The 22,179-nt window shown below is 67.3% G+C and carries 18 protein-coding genes; 5 read left to right on the forward strand and 13 right to left on the reverse strand.

The genetic code is table 11. The annotated features are described in order from the left end of the window. The first annotated feature begins 433 nt into the window (after nt 1-433). The 3 genes from BCO18175_RS01110 (at nt 434) to BCO18175_RS01120 (ending at nt 3,236) form a co-directional block, all read left to right on the forward strand. Nucleotides 434-775 carry an FKBP-type peptidyl-prolyl cis-trans isomerase gene (locus BCO18175_RS01110; protein WP_011355854.1) on the forward strand — a complete coding sequence of 114 codons (342 nt, stop codon included), beginning with the start codon at nt 434-436 and terminating at the stop codon, nt 773-775. A 35-nt stretch (nt 776-810) separates the two neighbouring features. Next, a complete protein-coding gene (locus BCO18175_RS01115; RefSeq protein WP_174917671.1) occupies nt 811-1,584 on the forward strand; it encodes a helix-turn-helix transcriptional regulator in 774 nt (257 codons plus the stop codon). 200 nt (nt 1,585-1,784) lie between these two features. Further along, a complete protein-coding gene (locus BCO18175_RS01120) occupies nt 1,785-3,236 on the forward strand; it encodes an MFS transporter (protein ID WP_174979002.1) in 1,452 nt (483 codons plus the stop codon). 13 nt (nt 3,237-3,249) lie between these two features. On the opposite strand, the gene BCO18175_RS01125 is transcribed toward BCO18175_RS01120, so the two are convergent. After that, nucleotides 3,250-3,702 carry a winged helix-turn-helix transcriptional regulator gene (locus BCO18175_RS01125; protein WP_174979003.1) on the reverse strand — a complete coding sequence of 151 codons (453 nt, stop codon included), beginning with the start codon at nt 3,700-3,702 and terminating at the stop codon, nt 3,250-3,252. Between the two features lie 154 nt (nt 3,703-3,856). Here BCO18175_RS01125 and BCO18175_RS01130 point away from each other — a divergent pair, with 154 nt between their 5' ends. Continuing rightward, nucleotides 3,857-4,852, forward strand: coding sequence for an MFS transporter (locus tag BCO18175_RS01130; protein WP_174979004.1), 996 nt, complete (start codon nt 3,857-3,859; stop codon nt 4,850-4,852). A 126-nt stretch (nt 4,853-4,978) separates the two neighbouring features. Here the strand turns inward: BCO18175_RS01130 and BCO18175_RS01135 are convergent, their stop codons facing one another. The 10 genes from BCO18175_RS01135 to BCO18175_RS01180 all read right to left on the reverse strand — a co-directional run bounded on the left by BCO18175_RS01135 (nt 4,979) and on the right by BCO18175_RS01180 (nt 17,807). Then, nucleotides 4,979-6,145: a glycosyltransferase family 4 protein gene (locus BCO18175_RS01135; protein WP_174917667.1), complete on the reverse strand. Its 1,167-nt coding sequence runs from the start codon at nt 6,143-6,145 to the stop codon at nt 4,979-4,981. Beyond that, nucleotides 6,145-7,329 carry a glycosyltransferase family 4 protein gene (locus BCO18175_RS01140; RefSeq protein WP_174979005.1) on the reverse strand — a complete coding sequence of 395 codons (1,185 nt, stop codon included), beginning with the start codon at nt 7,327-7,329 and terminating at the stop codon, nt 6,145-6,147. Before BCO18175_RS01140 ends, BCO18175_RS01135 begins: the two co-directional genes overlap by 1 nt. Beyond that, entirely contained in the window at nt 7,326-8,792 is a 1,467-nt protein-coding gene (locus BCO18175_RS01145; protein ID WP_174979006.1) for a glucose-6-phosphate isomerase, read from the reverse strand. Before BCO18175_RS01145 ends, BCO18175_RS01140 begins: the two co-directional genes overlap by 4 nt. A gap of 10 nt (nt 8,793-8,802) precedes the next feature. Continuing rightward, nucleotides 8,803-9,951 (reverse strand): glycosyltransferase family 4 protein, encoded by a 1,149-nt coding sequence (locus BCO18175_RS01150; protein ID WP_174979007.1) that lies wholly within the window; start codon nt 9,949-9,951, stop codon nt 8,803-8,805. Nucleotides 9,952-9,994: 43 nt separating this feature from the next. Then, a complete protein-coding gene (locus tag BCO18175_RS01155) occupies nt 9,995-10,954 on the reverse strand; it encodes a glycosyltransferase family 2 protein (RefSeq protein WP_174979008.1) in 960 nt (319 codons plus the stop codon). 64 nt (nt 10,955-11,018) lie between these two features. Then, nucleotides 11,019-13,244 (reverse strand): polysaccharide biosynthesis tyrosine autokinase, encoded by a 2,226-nt coding sequence (locus BCO18175_RS01160; protein ID WP_174979009.1) that lies wholly within the window; start codon nt 13,242-13,244, stop codon nt 11,019-11,021. 50 nt (nt 13,245-13,294) lie between these two features. After that, complete coding sequence (locus tag BCO18175_RS01165) at nt 13,295-14,473, reverse strand: polysaccharide biosynthesis/export family protein (RefSeq protein ID WP_174979572.1); 1,179 nt, start codon at nt 14,471-14,473, stop codon at nt 13,295-13,297. Next, nucleotides 14,467-14,910, reverse strand: coding sequence for a low molecular weight protein-tyrosine-phosphatase (locus tag BCO18175_RS01170; protein ID WP_059583036.1), 444 nt, complete (start codon nt 14,908-14,910; stop codon nt 14,467-14,469). The genes BCO18175_RS01165 and BCO18175_RS01170 overlap by 7 nt, the downstream gene beginning before the upstream one ends. Before the next feature lie 30 nt (nt 14,911-14,940). After that, nucleotides 14,941-16,353: a UDP-glucose dehydrogenase family protein gene (locus tag BCO18175_RS01175; RefSeq protein ID WP_174979010.1), complete on the reverse strand. Its 1,413-nt coding sequence runs from the start codon at nt 16,351-16,353 to the stop codon at nt 14,941-14,943. 80 nt (nt 16,354-16,433) lie between these two features. Beyond that, a complete protein-coding gene (locus BCO18175_RS01180) occupies nt 16,434-17,807 on the reverse strand; it encodes an undecaprenyl-phosphate glucose phosphotransferase (RefSeq protein ID WP_174979011.1) in 1,374 nt (457 codons plus the stop codon). 428 nt (nt 17,808-18,235) lie between these two features. On the opposite strand from BCO18175_RS01180, the gene BCO18175_RS01185 reads away from it, so the two are divergent. Further along, the gene (locus BCO18175_RS01185; RefSeq protein WP_174979012.1) at nt 18,236-19,771 is read left to right on the forward strand and encodes a mannose-1-phosphate guanylyltransferase/mannose-6-phosphate isomerase; all 1,536 of its coding nucleotides are present in this window, start codon (nt 18,236-18,238) and stop codon (nt 19,769-19,771) included. A 121-nt stretch (nt 19,772-19,892) separates the two neighbouring features. Here the strand turns inward: BCO18175_RS01185 and BCO18175_RS01190 are convergent, their stop codons facing one another. Continuing rightward, nucleotides 19,893-20,834, reverse strand: coding sequence for a transposase (locus tag BCO18175_RS01190; RefSeq protein ID WP_174979574.1), 942 nt, complete (start codon nt 20,832-20,834; stop codon nt 19,893-19,895). Nucleotides 20,835-21,567: 733 nt separating this feature from the next. Then, entirely contained in the window at nt 21,568-22,149 is a 582-nt protein-coding gene (locus BCO18175_RS01195) for a DUF3501 family protein (protein ID WP_174979013.1), read from the reverse strand. Nucleotides 22,150-22,179 lie beyond the last annotated feature (30 nt).

The raw sequence follows: 22,179 nt of genomic DNA on the forward strand, positions 1-22,179 counted from the left end.
TAGATGCGCGCTTCCAAACAGGGCACGGTCGAAAAGGCGGAAAAAACGGCGTTCGAACGGCATCCGGACGGGGCGGGATTCGAACGCGCGCGGTGGCTCGCGAGCGATACGCGCTGACCCGCGCGGTGCCATGGTGGCGGCCCGAAAGCCCCGTGTGGCGGGTGTTTCGCGGAATCCGGCGAAGCGGCGCGGCACGCTACCGAGCTCCCCGGTAGCACCGATTCATACACCCGCCGCACTCGCGCGGTGCAACCGCCGTCGCGAGGCTCGCAAAAAATTCAAACACGCGTTCCATTTGCGTTTCGGACGATCGCGGCCGAGGTGGTGCGCCGCCGCCCGCGACACGCGCGCGACCGGGCGAAAGCCACGAGCGGCGGCCCGCTGCGCGCTCGCCTACAATAGCGGTTTTACCCATCCTTTTTCAGGAGAAGTCATGTCTGTCATCACGACCGAATCGGGCCTCAAATACGAAGACCTGACCGAAGGCACCGGCGACGTAGCGCAAGCCGGCCAGACCGTCAGCGTCCACTACACGGGCTGGCTGACCGACGGTCAGAAATTCGACTCGAGCAAGGATCGCAACGACCCGTTCGCGTTCGTGCTCGGCGGCGGCATGGTCATCAAGGGCTGGGACGAAGGCGTGCAGGGCATGAAAGTCGGCGGCGTGCGTCGCCTGACGATCCCGCCGCAACTCGGCTACGGCCCGCGCGGCGCAGGCGGCGTGATTCCGCCGAATGCCACGCTCGTGTTCGAAGTCGAACTGCTCGACATCTGACACCGCACTCGAGCCGCTAGCTGACGCCCTGCCTCATGGCACACCTTCCGTCCCCCACCGTCGCGCTGCAACGCTACGACACGCTCGAAGCGTCGGACGTGCACGACTTTCACCAGATCGTGCTCGGCATCGACGGCGCGATGGTGATGGCGGTGGACGGCGTCAGCCAGCGGCTCGACCGGCACGGCGCGTGGCTGGTTCCGGCCGGCGCCCGCCACGATTACGCGGGCCTGGGCGAGAACCGCCAGCTCGTGCTCAATCTTCCCCTCGCATCGCTCGCGGTGCCGCAGCGGCTATTCGACAGCGCGCGCGCCGTGGCGATCGATCCGGCACTGACGTCGCTGGTCGCGCAGATCGCGGCCGCCGCCGCGCAACTCGAAGCACCCGCCGGCGACGCGCAGCACGCGGCCGCGCACCGTTTCCAGTGGCAGGCCGCCGCGCGGCTGTGCGGCGCGCTGATCGACGAACGCGACATCGCCGCGCCCGCCTCGGGCCTCGATTTCGCGCGCATCGACCGCTGGCTGCGCGCACGGCTCGCGGAGCCGCTACGCATCGCCGATCTCGCCGCGCACTGCGGCTACGGGATGCGCCGCTTTCATCAACTGTTCGTCGACGCATTCGGCGAAACGCCGCATCGCTACCTGCAGCGGCTCAGGCTCGACGCGGCCGTGATCCTGCTCGCGGACGGCCGGTATCCGCTCGTCGATATCGCCGGGATGGTCGGCTTCGCGGATCAAAGCACGTTCACGCACGCTTTCACGAAGCGCTTCGGCGTTGCGCCGGGTCGCTGGCGCGGCGAGCGGCATTGAACGCAGCCGCGGTCCCGCGCTGAACACGCTTCAACGCACGTAGCGGCACGGCTCGGCAAACCGCGTTCGCGCCGGCCCGGCCGCAGCATTCGTCGTTCCCGCTTCGTTCCCGCTCGCTACCCCACTGCTTCGCATCTGGCGTTTCGACGCTTCACGTTCCGCTGAAACATCGCCTGCCGGCCGCGTCCTACGATTGACGCATGGATACGACCACCCCCACCCCTGGCTTCCCGTCCGCGCTCGCCCGCGTCGTCGCGACCGTCAGCACCGGTTTCGTCGTCACGCAGCTCGACGTGACGATCGTCAACATCGCGCTCGCGCATCTCGCCGGCGACCTGCGCTTGCCGGTCGCCGGCCTGCAGTGGGTCGTCGATGCGTACACGCTCGCGTTCGCGGTACTGATGCTGTCGGGCGGCGCGCTCGGCGACCGCTTCGGCGCGCGCCGCCTGTACATCGCCGGCCTCATGCTGTTCGCGCTGGCGTCGCTCGCGTGCGGCGCCGCGAGCGCGCCCGCGATGCTGATCGCGGCGCGCGCGCTGCAGGGCGTCGGCGCCGCGGCGATGCTGCCCAATTCGCTCGCGCTGCTCAACGACGCGTGCCGGCACGACCCGCACCTGCGTGCGCGGGCCGTCGGCTGGTGGACGGCGGCCGGTTCGATCTCGATCGCGGCCGGCCCGGTCGTCGGCGGCCTGCTGATCGCGACGTGGGGCTGGCGCGGCATCTTCCTCGTGAACCTGCCGCTGTGTGCGGCCGGGCTGGCAGCCGCCTTCGCGTGGGTACCCGCGCGCCGCGTGGCGGTGACGCCGGCCGCGTCATCCCGCGCCTCCGTCCGTGCACTCGACCTGCGCGGCCAGTTCATCGCGATCGCGATGCTGACCGCACTGACCGGCGCCGTGATCGAATGGCGGCCGCTCGGCTTCACGCATCCGGTCGTCGCCGGCGGTTTCGCGCTGGCCGCACTCGCCGCGCTCGCATTCGTCGCGGTGGAAGCACGCACGGCCACGCCGATGCTGCCGCTGTCGCTGTTCCGCCATCGCACGTTCAGCGCGGCCGTGCTGTTCGGGATCTGCGTGAACCTCACGTACTACGGCACCGTGTTCGTGCTCGCGCTGTACCTGCAGCGCGCACGCGGCGAATCGGCGTTGCAGGCGGGCCTCGCGTTCCTGCCGCTGACGGGCGGCTTCCTGTTGTCGAACCTCGCGAGCGGCCGCGTCGTGGCGCGTCACGGCCCGCGTGCGCCGATGCTGGCGGGCGCGCTCGTCGCCGCGCTCGGTTACGGGTCGCTGCATTTCGTCGACGCATCGACGCCGCTGGCCCTCCTGCTCGTGCCGTTCCTGCTGATTCCGACGGGTATGGGGTTCGCGGTGCCGGCGATGACGACCGCCGTGCTCGCGTCGGTCGCTCCCGAACGAGCCGGCATCGCGTCGGCCGTGCTGAATACCGCGCGGCAGGCCGGCGGCGCGATGGGCGTCGCAGCATTCGGCGCGCTCGCCGGCGGTGGCGGCGCTGGGCAGGTCGTGGACGGGTTGCGGATCGAAACGGCCGTATCGGTCGCGCTGCTGGTCACCGCCGCGCTGCTCGCGACGCTGGTGCGGCACGATGCGCATCGCGGCGCGTCGCCCGCGCGTCAGGTCGTGGCGGCAGCCGATTGAACAACGGGTGCGGTCATGCGTCGCCGACCTTCTTCACAAGCGTCTCGCCGGCCTTCAACGGCCGGCCATCGTCATGCCGCAGCGCGAGCTTGCGGATTGCGCGCCCGGTACCGCGGTCGACCAGCACCGAATGCGGCTCGCCGCGCGCGAACAGGTTCGCCTCGCCCCACTGCCGCAGCATCACGATCACCGGAAACAGTCCCTCGCCCTTCTTGGTGAGCGCGTACTCCTGATACGCGCTGCCGTCCGACGCCGGCACGACGTCGAACACGCCGGCGTCCACCAGCATCTTCAGCCGATCGGACAGGATATTGCTCGCGACGCCGAGGCTCGCGCGGAAATCGCCGAAGCGGCGCACGCCGTCGAACGCGTCGCGCACGATCAGCAACGCCCAGCGATCGCCGACGATATCGGTTGCCCGCGCCACCGGGCACGGCGAATCCGCAAGACTTTTCTGCCTGGCCATGTTCCTCTCCGCAATCTTGCCGGCCGCCTTCGCGGCAACGCCGGCCATCCGTGCACGGACATCTCGCCCGACGCACAACAGGTTGCATTTTAAAACTACTTTTCCTACACTCCACACCAGTTTCAATTTGCAACTACTTTGCACGAGGGAACCCATGGAGTCTTCCTGTCATACCGGCACCGTTGCATCGAACGGCCCTGCGCATGCGGCACACCCGGCCGATGGCGGCCGCTTGTCCGCGGCACGCGTCGCATTGTTGGCCGTCTGCTGCGCGGCCAGTGTCGCAAACGTCTACTACGCGCAACCGCTGCTCGATTCGATCGCGCGGGATTTCGGTGTGTCGCAGGCGGCCGTCGGCGGCGTCATCACCGCGACGCAACTCGGCTGTGCGCTCGCCCTGCTGTTCGTCGTGCCGCTCGGCGACCTGCTGAACCGCAAGCGACTGATCACCGTGCAGCTTCTGCTGCTGACGGCGGCCTGCATCGGTGTGGCCGCATCGTCGACGCGCGTCGCACTGCTGGCAGGGATGGTCGCGGTCGGGCTGCTCGGCACCGCGATGACGCAGGGGCTGATCGCGTGCTCGGCCGCGCTCGCGGGCGCCGGCGAACGCGGGCGCGTGGTGGGCGCCGCGCAAGGTGGCGTCGTGGTCGGGTTACTGGCCGCGCGCTCGCTGGCAGGCGTCGTCACCGATATCGCGGGTTGGCGGGCCGTCTATCTGGTGTCGGGTGCCCTCGCGATCTCGATGCTCGCGCTGGGCGCGGCGGCGGCGGCCCGCGCGGGCCGGCTCGCGGACCGCGGGCGCGGCGAAGCGACGACCGGCGTCGCGCTCGCACTGCTCGCGTGCTCCTGGCTACCGCTCGCGTTCGGCGATACGTCGATCGCGCTGCTGATCGTCGGCATCGTGCTGCTCGATGTCGGCGGGCAGGCGGTCCATGTCGTCAACCAGAGCATGATTCTCGGCGCGCGGCCCGACGCGCATGCGCGCCTCGTCGGCTGCTACATGCTGTTCTATTCGGCCGGCAGCGGGCTCGGTGCGATTGCGTCGACGATGATGTATGCGCGCGCCGGATGGACGGGCGTCTGCGTGCTCGGCGCGGTCGTGAGCGTGGCGGCGCTCGGGGTCTGGGCCGCGACGCTCAGGCGCGCGTGATGCGTGCCGGCACCGCGTATCGGATGGAGAAGGCCGGCCCTTCGCGGCCGGCCGGTACGCGAACCGGCCGCGCACGCGCGCCGGTTCGGCTTTCGGTTCGGCGCGCAAGTAGCGCGCCGCGAGCGCTCAGCCTGCCGCCTGGATCGCCTCTTCGTACACGCCGGCAACGCGTCGTGCGATCACCGCGTTGTCGAAATGATCGCGCGCATAGCGCTTGCACGCGGCCTCGTCGGGCAGCGTGATCGCGCCCGACAGCGCGGCACCGAGCCCTTCCGCGATCGCGTCCGCGCCCGTGGACGGCAGCACGAGATCGTCGGACAGCCCGGCAACCGCCTCCGGCAGCCCGCCGACCGGCGTGACCAGCACCGGCGTGCCGGACGCCAGCGATTCGACGGTGATCAGCCCGAAGCCCTCGAGCGCGACCGTCGGCACGACGCTGACCGTCGCCGCGCGGTACAGCGCCGCGAGATGGTTGTCGGGCACGAAGCCGAGCAATTTCACGTTGTCCTGCAGCCCGGCCGCATCGATGCGCTGCTGCAGTTCCTCGCCGATCTTGCCCTTGCCGGCGATCAGCAGCAGCACGTCCGGGTGACGGTGCTTGAGGAGGCCGATCGCGTCGATCAGGTCCTCCAGCCCCATGCGCCGCACGAGCCGGCGCACGGCCAGTACGATCGGCCGGTCCTGCGGCAGTTGCAGCTTGTGGCGAGCCTCGGCCGGTGTGAGCGGCGTATCGAACTGCGCGGTATCGACGCAGCCGGGAATCACGCGCACGCGCGACGGATCGATCCCGTAGCGGTTCGTCAGGATCTGGCCGAACGCCTGCGACAGCACGATCAGCCGCGACGAACGCGTATAGACGGCCTGTTCGAGATAGCGCTTCGCGCGCTGGCCGAGCGACGCGGCGCCCTCGACCTGGCTTTCGTCGGCCCACGGCCCCTGGAAGTGCGACACCTGCGGAATCCCGCGCATGACGTCGAGGCCCGGGAACGTGTACAGCGCGAAGTGCGACGAGATCACGTCCGGCCGCTCGCTGCGGACCTCCTCGCGCAGCGCGCGCCGCGCGGCGAGCATCCGGCGCGCGAGCGGCTCCGTTGCGGGGCCGAAGCCCTGGATCGCACCGCCCGTGTCGTCGGCGACCTTCGGCGAGCCGGCGACGAGCCCGCGCACCTCGACGCCCGCGCCCGGCAGCGCGCCGACGAGCGAGTAGTACATCCGGTCGAGGCCGCCCGCGCGTTCGGGGAACCAGTGCATGCCGATCTGCAACGATTTGATCGGCCGGGAAGATTGGGACATCACGTTTGCTCCTGCGTGACCGCATGCTCGACCCGCTCGAAAGCGGACGGCTGCGAGGGTTGGCCGATGCGCCGGTAAAGCGCGACATACTGGGCGCCCATGTGCGCCCAGCCGAAACGGGTCATCAGTTCGCGGGCTGCATCGCCCATCGCGCGACAGGTGTCGCGCGATGCCGCGAGCGAGCCGATCGCCTGCGCGAGCGCCGCCGAATCGTCCGGATCCTCCAGCACGATCCCGCATTCGCGCGTGATGATTTCCGCGCCGCCCGCCGTGCGCGCGGTGACGACCGGCAGCCCGGCCGCCATCGCCTCGAGCAGCGACAGGCTCATCGCTTCGTAGCGCGACGGGAACACGTACGCGTCGACCGAGCGCATCAGCGTCGGCATGTTTTTCACGAGACCGAGGAAATGCACGCGCGAATCGATGCCGAGCACACGCGCCTCTTCCGGATACGGGCTGCCGGGCAGATAGCCGGCCACCGCCAGATGCACGTTCGCCGGCAGCTTCGTCAGCGCCTTCAGCACGGTGCCGAGGTTCTTGCGCGGCGTGCGCAGGTCGCCGACGAACAGCAGCAGGAACGCATCGTCCGGCAGCTTGAACGCCGCGCGGTCGGCCTGGGCGCCCGCGAACGCGCTGCCGTCGACACCGTTGTAGATCACGCTGATCTTGCGGCTGTCGATGCCGAGTCCGGCGATCTCGTCGGCCACCTTCTGCGAAACGGCCGTGATCGCGCGCGAGCGCTTGTACGCCCAGCGCTCGAGCGTGGTGTTCACGCGCGTATAGACATACTGGTAGGCCGACCACAGCCCCTTCGTCGGCCCGAACGGATAGTACGGACTCTTGAACCAGCCGCCGTGCACGAAGTGCGCGGTGTTCACGTCGGCCTTGATCCACGAAATGAAGCCGTTCACGTGCAGCACGTCGTACTCGCTGCGGTGCGCGCGCAGCCAGGCCGCGCTCTTCAGCGCGAACACCTGCTGCTTGACGAGATTGGACGGCCAGAAGCCGCCGACCTTCACGGGCACCCAGCGCACGCGCGGGTCGGCCAGCAGCTCGGGCGCGACATGCGACGCGACCAGCGTGACCTCGTAGTTCTCGGCCAGCGCCGCGCGCGCGATTTCGTAATTGACGCGGCCTTGCCCGTCGTTATGTCGCACGACGTGCGTGACGATCGCGATTCTCAATGTTCGCCTCCCCGTAAACGCGCGGCGGCCAGCAGGCGTTGCGCCTTTTGCCAGTGCGCCGCGGAAAGAATCGAAAAAATGGCTGTGAACATCAGCAGGCCGCCCGTGCCGATCAGCGAGTTCGTGAACACGAGCATCGCGAAGGTCGACAGGCACAGGCTCAGGCATGCGCCGACGAACTTGTCCTTGCGCAGCTTGAACGCCGCGCGCAGCGTACGCCCGAACAGCATCACGACGCCCGAGAGATACAGCAGCGTGCCGGGCCAGCCGAGCACGAACGGCACGTTCATCACGCCGCTGTCGAAGCTGCCGTACTTGCCGAGTTCGCCGCTGTCGCTCGACAGCTTCGTGGATGCGCCCGTCGCGCCCATCCCTTCGCCGGCGACGTCGGTGAATGCCGTCTGCGCGAAGGTGGCGTAGAACTTGTTGCGGTCGTCGTAGCTGCGGTCGTCCTTCAGGTTCGTGATCGACTGCAGACGCGCGCCGAGACGGTCGGCCACCGGCCCGACGGTCAGCAGCGGCACGCACAGCCCGACCAGCACGACGCCGCTGATGAGGATCCGCATCCGCACCCGGTTGTTCGACTGCGCGAGCTGGATCGCGAGCGCGATCACCCAGCCGCCCCACGTCGAGCGCACGAGACACAGCGCGAACGACACGAAGCCGGCCGCCCCCGCGAACCAGCGGATCTTCTGCGGCGCCGCGAGCACGAACACCAGCGCGCCCATCATCGCGAACGCGAACGGCCCCGACGAGTTCATCGTGCTGAACACGCGCACGCCATACGGCACCGGCTCGCCCTGCGAACCCATGTCGGAACCGATCATCCACAGCACGTCCCACTGCGGCATCACGAAGTACTGCACGACGCCGTACACGCCCATCACGAGCATGCCCCACATGAACGTCGACAGCAGCACGTCGCGGTACTCGGGGTAGTCGCGCGAGTTGACCATGATGTGAAAGCCGATCAGCACCGGGTACACCCAGTTCGCGAGATCGTAGGTCGCGGCCATCACGCCGCTCGACACGATCCCGACGAGGTACGCGTACGCGAGCCCGAACAGCATCAGCAGGATCGGGATCCCGCGCCTCTGCGCGAGCACGCGGTAATGCCGGATCAGCCCGAGGCCGGCGATCATCGTCACCGCGAGCGGCGCGACCTGGATCAGGCTCGTTGGCGTAAACGCGCCTTTCGACCAGTCGGCGAGACGCCGCACTTCCGGGCTCAGGAACCACACCCACCACATGAAGCCGACGTAGCGCGCCGGACTCTTGAAATACAGCCAGATGCCGACCGCGATGGCCAGCACCGGAAACGCGAGCGTCAGCACCTTGCCCTGGTGAATGGCGATCAGCGCGGCTGTGAACGTCCACAGCCCGGCCTGCCCGACCCAGTGCTTCGGCTCGGGAAGCCAGTTGCGGTTGCGCGACGGTGCGCGTTCGGCGGCAATCGTACTCATCGATCCGCTCTCACCGCGACGACGGGCGCGAATCCGCGAGCGGCATCGCCAGGCCCGCGGCGGCCGGCGTCCGGCGCCGGCGCAGCATGTCGCGCGTGATCCGCACGTGCTGCTCGGCGAACGCCTGCGTGGTCAGGTCGCGCTCGCGCAGGCATGCGGCGGCGGCCCGCGCGCAGCCCAGCGCCACGACCGGATCGGCCGCGAAGCGATCGGCGGCCTGGCGCATCGCCTGCGCGTCGAACGCCGGCACATAGGCAGCCGTATCGTGCGGGAAGTAGTCGCTGAGCCCGCCGACGTCGGACACGATCATCGGCTTGCCGACGGCTGCCGCCTCGAGCATCACGGTGATGCCCGATGCATGGAAGTTCGGCCGCAGCGGCACGACGATCACGTCGGCCCACGCGTACAGCTCGTGCTGCTTCGCGAGCCCCGATGCCGAGCCGATCCTCACGTTCGGCGCATGCCACTCGCGCGGCACGCGGCGCCGCGTCGCGAGCCGCACGTCGTAACGCGCGTCGCCGCCGAACGCGGCGAGGAACGTGCGCCAGTCACGGTCGCGGTCGTTGCCGATCGCCGCGATCCGCAGCGGCCGGTTCGGTTGCCATTGCTGCGGCTCGGTGAGCGGGAAGTCCTGCGTGTTCAGCCCGTAGTACACGAACTCGGCGTCGCGCCCGAGATAGCGGCGGCACAGGTCGGCGTTGTCGCGGGCCAGCGTGGTCAGCGCGTCGGCGCGCGCGATCAGCTTGCGGTACAGCCAGCGGCGCGGGCCGCCGAAGCTGCCCCACTTGTCGAACAGCCACACGCTCTGCGCGAGCAGCAGCGGGCGCTTGCCCTGCGCACCGGCGAGTTTCAGGATCAGCGACGCCGCAAGGTGTTCCTGCTCCGTATGCGTCCAGATCACGTCGGTGTTCAGCAGCGCGGCGCGGTTACGCCACGCATGCACGACGTCGAAGCCGAGCGCCGCCTTCAGCGCGCGGCGCGCGAGGCTGGCGACGCGGTTCTCCCCGCCGTCCTGCGAATAGGTCAGCCGGAATTCGTCGGATTCGGCATGGTGATAGCCGTACAGGCAGCCGATGTTCTCGCCTTTCCGATAGGTGCGCGGATCGGCGCCGTAAAACAGGTGAACGTGGACATTCGTTGCAGCTTTCGTTGCAGTCATGCGAGCCCTCCGTGGGTGGCCGCGCGCGAGGCGCGCAGGCCGTTCAAGACGTCACCGGCGGCATCGCCGCACGATGGGGGGCAAGGTTCACGCGGCGGGCATCGCGCGCGCCGCGGCGCACCGCGCGCCAGTGCTCGCGGATCCGCTCGCGCTTCGCCGTATGCAACGACAGCAGCACGTGCGCGAGACCCGGATAGACGCGCGTACCGACCAGCGTCCACCACCACCACGCGATCTCGCGCCGGACCGGCGGCAGATGCTCACGCAGGATCAGGTGCATGTTGTACGCGCCGTTGCTGATCGCATTCAGCGACGCGGCATCGCGCCGGTCGTCGTCGAAGCGCTCGGCCGGGAAATGATCGACCGCGATCGCCGGGTCGTAGACGAGCTTCCAGCCGTCGCGCTGCACATGCATGCTGAAACCCATGTCGTTGTGCACCTGCGCGCCGGCACCGCGCAGCCGCGTGTCGAAGCGCAGCCGCTCGATCGCGGCGCGGCGGTAGCTCATGTTCGCGCCTTTCAGCATGTCGACTTCGCGCATGCCGCCGACGCCGAGATGATGGTTGCCCACGATCTTGCCGGACAGCGTGAGCTGGCCGACGAGTTCACGCGATTCGTCGAGTACGCGGCCCTTCTCGTGCACCCAGTCGCGCCCGCCGACGGCGCCCACGCGCGGATCGGCAGCGAACGCCGACTCGACGCGCGCGAGCCAGTCGGGATGCGGCGCCGCATCGTCGTCGGTGATCGCGACGATGTCGCCGTTCGCCGAGTCGAGCCCCTTGTTCAGCGCGGCGACCTGGCCCGGCACGTCGACCGGCACGATGCGCAGCGGCAGCGCGCCGCCGACCGCCGGATCGGCGAGCCGTTCGTGCGTGGCATCGTCCTCCGGGCGCGCGACGACGATCACCTCGTCGGGCAGCCGATGCTGCCGCTGCAGCGCCAGCAGGCAGCGCGCGAGGTCGGCGGGACGCCGATAGGTCGGAACGAGCACGGAAATTTTCATCGTTGGTTCTCCTGTCGGCCGGGCGGGCAACGCTCGCTGCCCGCCCGGTTACGTGCGATGCGGATCAGGCGCTCAGGTATTCATGCACGGCCGCATAGCCGCGGCCGTAGCCGCGCGCCTTCGGCGGCACGCCGTTGAAGATCCCGCCTTCCAGGTCGACGCCCGCGGTGCGCAGGCGCTTGATCGCGTCGGCAATCTCGCCTTCGGTATGCATGCCCGAGCGCAGCACGAGGAACGTCGAGCCGGCCATGCGGCCGATGATGGTCGCGTCGGTCACCGCCAGCACCGGCGGCGAATCGATCAGCACGACGTCGTAGCGCTTGCCGAGCCCTTCCAGGTATTGCGGCAGGCGCGTCGACATCAGCAGTTCCGACGGGTTCGGCGGGCGCGTGCCGGCCGAGATGAACGACAGGCCCTGCACCGGCGTTTCGCGCACGGCGTCCTCGAGCGCCGACTGGTCGCTCAGCAGCTCGGACAGGCCCGGCTGCGAGGTGAGCCCAAAGTAGCGGTCGAGCAGGCCGCGACGCATGTCGGCGTCGATCAGCAGCACGCGCTTGCCCGAATGCGCGAGCAGCACCGCGAGGTTGACCGTCAGGAAGCTCTTGCCGATGCCGGGCGTCGGGCCCGTCAGCACGATCACGCGGTTCTTCGCATCCATCATCGCGAACTGCATCGCGGTGCGCAGGCTGCGCAGGCTCTCGACGCTGAGATCCTTCGGACGCAGGCTCGCGAGGATCGGCCGCGCGCGGCTGCCGCCCTTCTCGGCCTGTGCGTCGAGCTTCACCTGCTCGGCGCTTTGCGGCACCAGCCCGTACAGCGGCAGGTTGAACGCGCGCTCGATGCGGTCGGGATCCTCGATGCCCTGGAACATGTTGCGGCGCAGGAACACGACGCCCGTGCCGAGGATCAGGCCGAGAAACACCGCGGCCGACAGGATCAGCACCTTCTTCGGCTTGACCGGATCGCCCGGACGCAGCGCCGAATCGATGAGGTGGATGTTGCCGCCCGTGCCGGCCTTCTGCACCGACAGCTCCTGCACGCGGTTCAGCAGCAGCACATAGATGTCCTCGGCAACCTTCGCGTCACGCTGCAGCTGGACGGCCTTCACTTCGGTGGCCGGCAGGCTGCGGAAGCGGTTGCTGAACTTGTCCTTTTCGCCCTGCAGCTCCGCGAGCTGCTGCTTTGCGGCGATCACCATCGGGTGCGAATCGGTGAAGCGCTGCGCGAGCGACGCGAGCTGCAGGCGCTGCGCGGCGATCTGCTGCTCGTACTGCACGCTGCCCTCGAGGTAGACCTTCGCCTCGTCGCTCGCGTTGATCGAGCCCGACGTGCGCTGGTACTGCGTCAGCGCGGCTTCCGCGCGTTCGAGGTCGGCCTTCAGGCGCGGCTCCTCGCCCTTCAGGAAGTCGAGCATCTTGGTCGCCTCGGCCTGCTTCGCGACCACGTGCTGGTTCAGGTACGACTGCGCGAGCGCGTTCGCGATCGCGGCGGTCTGGTCCGGGTCCTTGCCTTCGAGCGAGATCTGCACGACGCCCGTCTGCTTGCCCTGCTCGGTCACCTGGATGCCGGTCTGGAAGCCGCTGATCGCGTCGAGATCGTTGTAGCGGACCACCGTGAACTGCGTGCCGGGGCGCGCGACGAGCTTCGACACCAGCAGCGTCACGCCGCCGCCCTGCGCCGCTTCGCCGACATGGCCCGACAGCAGCCGCATGCCGTTCTGGTCGACGATCGAGTAGGTGCCGTTCGGGCCTGCCGTCAGCGTCAGCTTCTTGCCTTCGAGCGCCGGCACGACGCTGATCGAATCGACGTCGGCGATTTCGCCGCCCCACGCGTACGACTTCAGGCCGAGCCACGGCCGCCCCGGTTCACCCTGGGTCGCGACGCGCGCCGCGAGGCTGCCGATCACCGGCAGCATCTTCGGCACGACCGAGAAATTCAGCTTGAACTGCTCGACCACCGGCGCGACTACGCCGCGGCTCTTGATGATCTCGATTTCCGCATCGGTCGGCGCCTGCTGCGGGCCGCTGTTGATCATCGCACCCGTCTGCGTTTGCGTGAGCGCCTGCGACGTGTTGTCGTTGCCCTCGACCCGCACGTGCACGTCGGCCTGGTAGACCGGCTTCGCGATGTAGCAATAGAGGCCGGCGAGCGCGATGACCGTCACCGCGATGCCGAGCAGCAGCCAGATGTCGTCCATGATCACCTGGAGCAGCTGGCCGAGGACGACGTCCTCTTCCTCGGTTTTCGCGGTCAGGTCCGCGTAGGAGTGTTTCGCTTGCGTGTTCACCATTCGTTCCCGCTTGAGTGGTGCCGGGGCGGAGGCGCCGCCCCGGCGGGCTATCAGCGCGTGATTTGCCGCATGAAGAAGATCGTCTGGATCGTCGGCAACACCTGCTGCAGCACACGGTTGAACTGCACCGAGCCGGCCGTGCTGACGTAGACGACGTCGAGCGGCTGAAGCGGGAAGCGGCTCGACAGCATCAGCGCATCCGGCTGCGTCATGTCGAGACGGAACACTTCCGGCTTCGTCGGGTTGTCGCGCATCCCGCGCATCACGTAGATCTTGCGCGGGTTCGCATCGGTGTCGAGGATGCCGCCGCCGGACGTCAGCGCATCGGCGAGGGTCAGCTTGCCCTTGAGCATCGGCACGGTGACCGGCGTCTTGACCTCGCCCATGATGAACACGCGGCTGTCGCTGCGGTCCGGCACGTTGATGATGTCGCCCGGCTGCAGCATCACGTTCTGCCGCACTTCGCCGCGATCGAGCACGCCGTTCGCGTCGAGCGTATAGAGCTTGCCGTCGCGGGTCAGGCGCACGCGCTGCAGGTCGGCCTCGTTGGTCGAGCCGCCCGAGCGCGAGATCGCGTCGACCAGCGTCAGCGGCACGTCGCTCACCGCGAGCGGGCCCGGCTGCTTCACTTCGCCCGTCACCTGGACCTTCTGGCTGCGGAACGACAGCACGCGCACGTCGAGCTGCGGATTCTTCACGTAGCGCGACAGCGTGGTGGCCATCTGCTCGCGAATCTGCGCGACCGTCTTGCCGGCCACCTTGATGCGGCCGACGAACGGGAAGAAGATCGTGCCGTCGGCGGCCACCGTCTGGCCGTACGGATCGGCCTGGCCCGGCAGCGCAGTCGTATACGGCTGCTGCAGCGCGCCCGCGATCGTCTGCGTCGTGTTGCCGCCGCTCGAGAACGACTGGCCCTGCGGCGTCGTCAGCTCGGGGTGATCCCACACGGTGACGCCGAGGATGTCCTGCGGGCCGACGCGGTACACGTACTCCGACGGATCGGTGTAACGTCCGGGCGGCAGCGGGTGGTCGACCTGCGCTTTCTGCAGCTGGTCCATCACCACTTTGGCGTCGATGTAATGAACCGGATAGGTCTCGGCCGCTTGCTGCCGGCCTTCGTCCTTCAGGTTCGACGAGTCGAGGTAGTTGCCGGGCGCGGTTGCACAGGCTGACAGGAAAGTCGTCAGCGCGACGGCAAGCGCCACCGGGCGCATCGGGCGTTTCAGCATAGTTTCTGTAGCCATCCTTGAACCAGACGTTCGATCAGTGAGTAGCTCTCGCGGTAATCGGCCTCGGGGCCGCCGTGCGGATCGGCAATCTCGGCCCCTTCCCACTTGCCGAGCAGGTGGACCTTGCCGCGCGCGAACGGATCGACCGATTCGACGGCCGCAATCTGTCCGCGCTCGCTGACGAGAATCAGGTCGGCGTCGCGCACGATCCGGCGCGACAGCCGCCGCGAGCGATGGGTCGTCGCATCGACGCCCCGCTCGGCGAGCAGCTGGCGCATCACCGGATCGATGCCGTCGCCGTCGTTCGCATGCACCCCGGCCGAGTGAAACGTCGGGCGCGGGCCGCCGCGCGACGCGGCGTGCGACTTGAACAGCATTTCCGCTGCCGGGCTGCGGCAGACGTTTGCGTGGCAGACGATCAGGATGTTCCGGAACATGGCGTCTCGTAATGAGTGACGGGAAGCGGGTTACGCGCTTGCAGGCGCGGTGCCCGGCACACGGGCGGCGACGGCCTGGCGCGAGCCCGGCCGGCCGATCGGGTGGTATTCGATGCCCTGCTCGCTCATCGTCTCCGGCTCGTACAGGTTGCGGCCGTCGAAGATCACCGGCGTCTTCCACAGGCGGCCGAGCGCGACGAAGTCGGGGCTCTTGAAGATCTTCCATTCGGTGACGATCACGAGCGCGTCGGCATCGCGTGCGGCCTGCGCCTCGTCTTCGACGAAGGTCAGCCGTTCGAGCCAGCTCGGGTGATCGGCGAGATCGAGCGCGATCACGCGACGCGCTTCCTGTTGCGCGACCGGGTCGTACGCGGCGATGCGCGCCCCGCGCGACAGCAGTTCGGCGATCAGCTCGCGGCTCGGCGCTTCGCGCATGTCGTCGGTGTTCGGCTTGAACGCGAGGCCCCAGATGGCGAACGTGCGGCCGGTCAGGTCCTCGCCGAAGCGCGCGACGATCTTCTCGGCGAGCACGCGCTTTTGCGTGGCGTTGACCGACGACACGGCCTTCAGGATCTGCAGCGCCTGCCCGTGCTCGTCGGCCGTGCGGATCAGCGCCTCGACGTCCTTCGGGAAGCACGAGCCGCCATAGCCGCAGCCGGCGTACAGGAAGTGATAACCGATGCGCGGATCGGAGCCGATCCCGCGGCGCACGGCCTCGATGTCGGCACCGAAGCGATCGGCGAGGTTCGCCAGCTCGTTCATGAACGAGATGCGGGTCGCGAGCATTGCGTTTGCCGCGTATTTCGTGAACTCGGCCGAGCGCACGTCCATGTACAGCGTGCGTTCGTGGTTGCGGTTGAACGGCGCGTAGAGCTTCTTCATCAGCTCGCGGGCGCGCTCGCCCGGCACATCGTCGTCGCAGCCGATCACGATGCGGTCCGGCCGCGTGAAATCGTCGACCGCCGCGCCTTCCTTCAGGAATTCCGGATTCGACACGACCGAGAACATCTGGTCGCCGCCGCGCTTCGCGAGCTCGTCCGCCACCGCCGCGCGCACGCGCTCGGCCGTGCCGACCGGCACCGTCGACTTGTCGACGATCACCTTGAAGCCCGTCATGTAGCGGCCGATGTTGCGTGCGGCCGCGAGCACGTATTGCAGGTCGGCCGAACCGTCCTCGTCGGGCGGCGTGCCGACCGCGATGAACTGCACGTCGCCGTGCGCGACCGCGGCCTCGATATCGGTCGAAAAGCGCAGGCGGCCGGCCGAGCGGTTGCGCGCGATGACTTCCTTCAGGCCCGGCTCGTGGATCGGCACGCCGCCGTTGTTCAGGATGTCGATCTTTGCCTGGTCGACGTCGAGACAGAACACGTCGTGCCCGATGTCGGCGAGACACGCGCCGGTGACAAGACCTACGTAACCGCTGCCGATGATAGTCAGATTCATGATGTGTCGGACCTCTTGACCAATGATTCGAAATTCGTAAAACCGGAATGCCCGCGTGGCACGATCTCGGTACTCGGTACTCAGTACGCGTTGCTGCCGGTGAAGCCTTTCCAGAGCGTCAGCACGACGATCTTGATGTCGAGCCAGAACGACCAGTTCTGCATGTAGTACAGATCGAGCTTCACGCGTCCCATCATCTTCTCGATCTGGTCGGTCTCGCCGCGAAAGCCGTTGATCTGCGCCCACCCGGTGATGCCCGGCTTGATCCGGTAGCGGAACATGTAGCCCTTGACCAGATCCTTGTAGATGTCGTCGTGCGCGAGCGCATGCGGGCGCGGGCCGACGACCGACATCTCGCCCTTCAGCACGTTGATGAACTGCGGCAGCTCATCGAGGCTCGTGCGGCGCAGGAACCGGCCGACCGGCGTCACGCGCGAATCGTTCTTCTTCGCCTGCGTGACCTGCCCGGCCACTTCCTGGTGCACCTTCATCGAGCGGAACTTGTAGATCTCGAACTCGTGCCCGTCGATGCCCTTGCGCTTCTGGCGGAAGAACACCGGCCCGCGCGACGTCAGCTTGATCAGGCCGGCGATCAGCACCATCACCGGCGCGAGCGCGGTGAGCGCCGCCAGCGCGAACAACCGGTCGAACACGAACTTCGGCAGGATCCGCACGTCGGTGATCGGCGACGCCGCGAGGTTGATCGCCGGCACGCCGAGCACCTCGACCACTTCCTGGTTGAAGAACGACAGCGTGCGCACGTCCGGGATGAAGCGGATATTCACGAAGTCGTGGCGGAACACCGTCACGATCTGGTGAATCCGGCGCTCCTCCGTGATCGGCAACGTGAGCCACAGCTCGCTGATCGCGCGGCTGCGCACCAGCCACACCAGCGATTCGAACTGCCGCTCGATGCGCACGTCGTCGAGCGCGACTTCGCCCGGCGCCTCGCTTTCGTCGTACACGCACACCGGGTTGAACCCGGCTTCCGGCCGTGCCCGCATCTGCGCGATCAGCCGCCGCGCCGCCGGCGTACCGCCGACGATCGCCACCGCCTTCAGGTTGTAGCCGCCGCGGCGCAGTTGCCGCAGCACGACGTGCACGCAAGTCTTCGACCCGGCGAGCAGCGCCATCGTCACGAACGCCCAGTAACCCAGCCACAGCCGCGACAGGTCGCCCGACTGATGAAAGCTGAAGCTCAACAGGATGCCCGCGAGCTCGACCACGAGCCACGCGAACGCGACCCGCCCCACGAGCCCGACGAGACGCTTGCCGCGCCAGGACTGGTAGATGCCGAAGGCGGGAAAACACACGACGACGAGCAGGCAATCGAACAGCATCATCGTGCGCTGCAGGTCGTTGAGCCAGATGCCGCCACCGTGCAGCGCGGCGGCGATCAGCGCCCCCGTCACGACCATCGCGATATCGATGACTCTCGCCAGCACGCTCAACATGTCTGCTTCCTCTTTGAACAGGCGTTTGCCGAACTGCTGCTTGTGCGACCCGTGCCGCACATTCGATTCAAACGTTGCATGACGCTATTGAAGCGGTAAGAAATTTTCGCCTCAAGCGTACAAGTATTTCGAAAAATAATCGGAAATTCTTGCCGCGATGTTTTTTAATTAAATCGGCAGGTTTTCCCGAAATGCCCGGAAATCGGGAATTTTTCGGAAGCATTACGATTCCCGCCCGCCCTTTGCGGGCGGTCAACACCGGCCGATATCCGGATTTATTTTTTAATTTTTTATTTGCATCGGATGCTAGCGCGGAAAAATCTTCCTGATGCGTTCATGGCGAATATCCGGCAATGGATCCGGTTTTATTGTCGATTTACTTCGTGCTACAACGACAGGCACTGACTTCAACCGTGGAGAGTGTCCTCATGAATGCTCCGGCCGTGGCTGCCGAAACGCGCCATTCTTCTTCCGCTACATCCGCCGCACCCGCCGCCGGCACGCGCGTCGCCGTGCAACCGGTGATTCTCGCCGGCGGTTCCGGCACCCGCCTGTGGCCGATGTCGCGCGAACGTTTTCCGAAACAGCTGATCGGGCTGCTCGGCGAACATTCGCTGCTGCAGTCGACCGCGCTGCGCCTCGACGGCCTGACGGCCGACCATCCGCTGAACGACGACGTGCTGATCGTATGCGGCGAGGATCACCGCTTCACCACCGCCGAACAGCTGCGCCTGACCGGCAAATCGGCATCGATCATGCTCGAGCCGGTCGGCCGCGACACCGCGCCCGCGCTGACACTCGCCGCGCTGCGGCTCGTCGCCGACGGCAACGATGCGGTAATGACCGTGATGCCGGCCGACCATGCGGTCGCCGACCTGCCGCGCTTCCACGCGGCCGTCGCCGCCGGCGTGCACAGCGCGATGCAAGGCAAGATCGCGACGATGGGCATCGTGCCCAAGCACGCGGAAACCGGCTACGGCTACATCCGCGTCGGCGCGCCGCTCGGCGATGCCGCGACGGGCAACCTCGACGTGCGCCGCCTCGACCGTTTCGTCGAGAAACCGCATCTCGAGCTCGCTCAGCAGTACGTCGCATCGGGCGAATACTGGTGGAACAGCGGCATCTTCATCGTGCGCGCATCGGTCTGGCTCAAGGCGATCCGCCAGCTCGAACCCGCGATCTACGCGGCCTGCGAACAGGCTGTCGCCCAGGGCAAGGCCGATGGCGATTTCTTCCGCGTCGATCGCGAAGCGTTCGCCGCGTCGCCGTCGAACTCGATCGACTACGCGGTGATGGAGCCGCTCGCGAGCCTGCCGCAACTGTGCGAAAGCGTCGTCGTGCCGCTCGATGCGGGCTGGTCGGACGTCGGCTCGTGGGACGCGATCTGGCAGATTTCGCCGAAGGACGATGCCGAGAACGTCGGTCGCGGCCACGTGCTGTTCGAAGACGCCGAATCGACTTTCGCGCATTCCGAAAGCCGGCTCGTCGCCTGCGTGGGCACGCAGAACCTCGTCGTCGTCGAAACGCCGGACGCCGTGCTCGTCGCGGACAAGTCGCGCGTGCAGGACGTAAAGAAAATCGTCGGGCGCATCAAGGCGCAACGCGGCGCGGAAGCGACCGATCACCGCAAGGTGCATCGCCCGTGGGGCCACTACGACTCGGTCGACATGGGCGAGCGCTTCCAGGTGAAACGCATCGTCGTGAAGCCGGGCGCGCAACTGTCGCTGCAGATGCACCACCACCGCGCCGAACACTGGATCGTCGTGTGCGGCACCGCGCGCATTACCCGCGGCGACGAAACGTTCCTGCTGTCCGAAAACGAATCGACGTACATCCCGCTCGGCGTGGCGCACCGCCTGGAGAACCCGGGCAAGATGCCGCTCGAGCTGATCGAAGTGCAGTCGGGCGCGTATCTCGGCGAGGACGACATCGTCCGCTTCGACGATACCTACGGCCGGCAGTAATGCAATGCACCCGGGGCGCCGCTTCGACAGCGGCGCCCCGGACAAGGCAGGCATGGAAAGACGGGGCTTCCGCGCGGACGTCGTGGCACACGACGGCCCGCGCGTGTCAGCGGTACGGCGATCAGCCTACGCGGTACACGAATTCGCGGCGCTCCGGCTGCACCGGATCGTTGCGGCTTTCGGACAGCGTGCTCGCGTGATGCTCGGCGATGAAGCGCTTGATGTCCGACTCCGCACGCGCGAGCGCGGACAGGCCGGCCAGCACCTCGCCTTGCGGCTCGCGTGCCGGTTCGTCGCTCGCGCCATGGCGATCGATCCACTGGCGCGCCCAGTCGAGCGCGAACTGCTCGGCTTCCTCGGCGTCGGTGAAGCGCGGACCGATGAGGCCCGAGCGCTCGACGCGCCGGTCGTCCTGCGAAATCTCCGCCCACGCGCGATACATCAGGTTCTGCACGGGCTGCGCAATGCCGCAGATCGTATAGCCGCGATACTCGTCGACTTGCGGTTCGGCTGCCGCGAAGCTCGCCGACGACGCATGCGCATGGCGCAACTCCGTAGACGGCGCACCGGGCACCTCGAACGAGACGGCCGACGGATCGACCACTTCGTCGACCGGCATCGCGCTCAGCGACGCGCCCTCGCCCTCCCAAACGTTTGCCTGAGCGACCGGCAATTGCCACGACTCGGGGTTTTGCCAGAACACGCCGCGCAAGCGATCGTTGTCGGGCACCGGCTCGGCACGACGCGCGGGCACGACCGCCTCCGGCGGCGGCGGAATATACGCGAACGTTCGCCCGCTGAACTGGGTCAGCACGTCGATCATCTGCAGCAACGTACCGGACGCCAGCCACTCCTCGTAACGGCGACGGCACGTCGGCCCGGACGGATAACGTCCGGGCAGCTTCGACCAGGCTTCACCGGTCGTCAGGATCCAGAGCACCGCGTTGGCAACGACGCGCGGTTCGGCTCGTGGACGCCCACGACGGTTCAGCCGGATGGGTTCATCGGCGATCAGCGTTGAAAGACGAAACCACTCTTCATCGTTAAGCTCATCGAAGAACATAGTAGATCTCTCCACGCAGCCAGGCCGGGGCTGCGATTGGCGGCGCCGTCGCGACACATCGCGTCGCGGGGCGGCCAGGTTGCACATTATGGTTATCCGGTGTTGTGCATGCCGGCGCGACACCGCACTTTCACGGTGCCGAAATTCCCGGCAATGACGCACAAATCACGGTCTCACTCCAATGTGGGAATTTTTGTGCACGAAGCATACCATCCCTAGGGTTTATCTCAATATGACAATGACTTAATGTTACGCACTGAAACAACCTGCCATGGGTGCGTAATGTATTTACGCTTGAATTTTTTTGCGAGATCTTTATGCCCGTCGCTGCAAAGGCCCGCCTGGCGGGGCTCTGGAGCGTATGAAGAATACCTTTTTATGGGCATTTTCGCGCTGCTCCGACCCCTGCCGGCAACAATCCAGAGCATTGCTGCCGAACATCGGTAAATCAGGGAAAAAATCGTAACAAGATATTCACGAATCGGTAAATCATTCGAATTTCGCCGATTTTAATTATCTCCATGCACAATCTTTTTATTGTTTCTCTGCGAGTGATGAAAGCACGGTGACGCGCGATGCACATTTGTCGCCACACGCAAACGCGTGACGTCTGTTACATCTTCGCGGCGGCAGACGAGCGGCAGCGCCGCATCGCGTGCGGAACGCGAGTTTCGGGTCGGAACAGAAAAAGGGAAACCGGTGGGTCAGGCGTACCGGGCGCGCCGCGGACGCGTCAGCGCAGATCGCCGGCCAGCGATGCGGTCACGTCCGCGTCCACGCGCTGCGCCGGCATCGTGTAGGCCGGGTGATCGCAGCCGATCGACAGCACCGCCCCGCCCTTGAGCGCCGCGCGCATCGGCGCGCCGAACTCGAAGCGCACGAAGTGCACGGCCGACGTCTTCTCGGCGGTGTCGCGCTCGAGATCCTCGTCGGCGATCGCGTAGACGCTCGCGTGCCCGTCGACCTGCAGGTACACGCGATCCTCGACACCGATCAGCCGCGCGAGCGCCGCACGCCGTTCGATCTCGTGCTCGTACTCGATCTGCAACGTCGCCTTCAGGTTCGTGCCGTCGGGCACGAGCGGCAGATACGCTTCCAGCTCCCCTTCGATGCCCGCCTGGTCGAAGATTTTCTCGATGTGCAGCATCTCCTGGATCTGATACCGGATCGTCGTCTCGTCCTCGAACAGGAAGCGCAGATGATTGCCGAGCGCCACCGCGCGGCGGCGCTTGTACGCGACGAGCCGCGCGTGTTCGGCCTTGCGGATCTTCGCGTACGCCTCGAGCGTCAGCAGGGAGTCGCGGGTCAACGTCATGGGATGTCCTCGTGGGTCGGCCGGCGGCGG

The organism is Burkholderia lata (assembly GCF_902499335.1).
Taxonomy (GTDB): domain Bacteria; phylum Pseudomonadota; class Gammaproteobacteria; order Burkholderiales; family Burkholderiaceae; genus Burkholderia; species Burkholderia lata_B.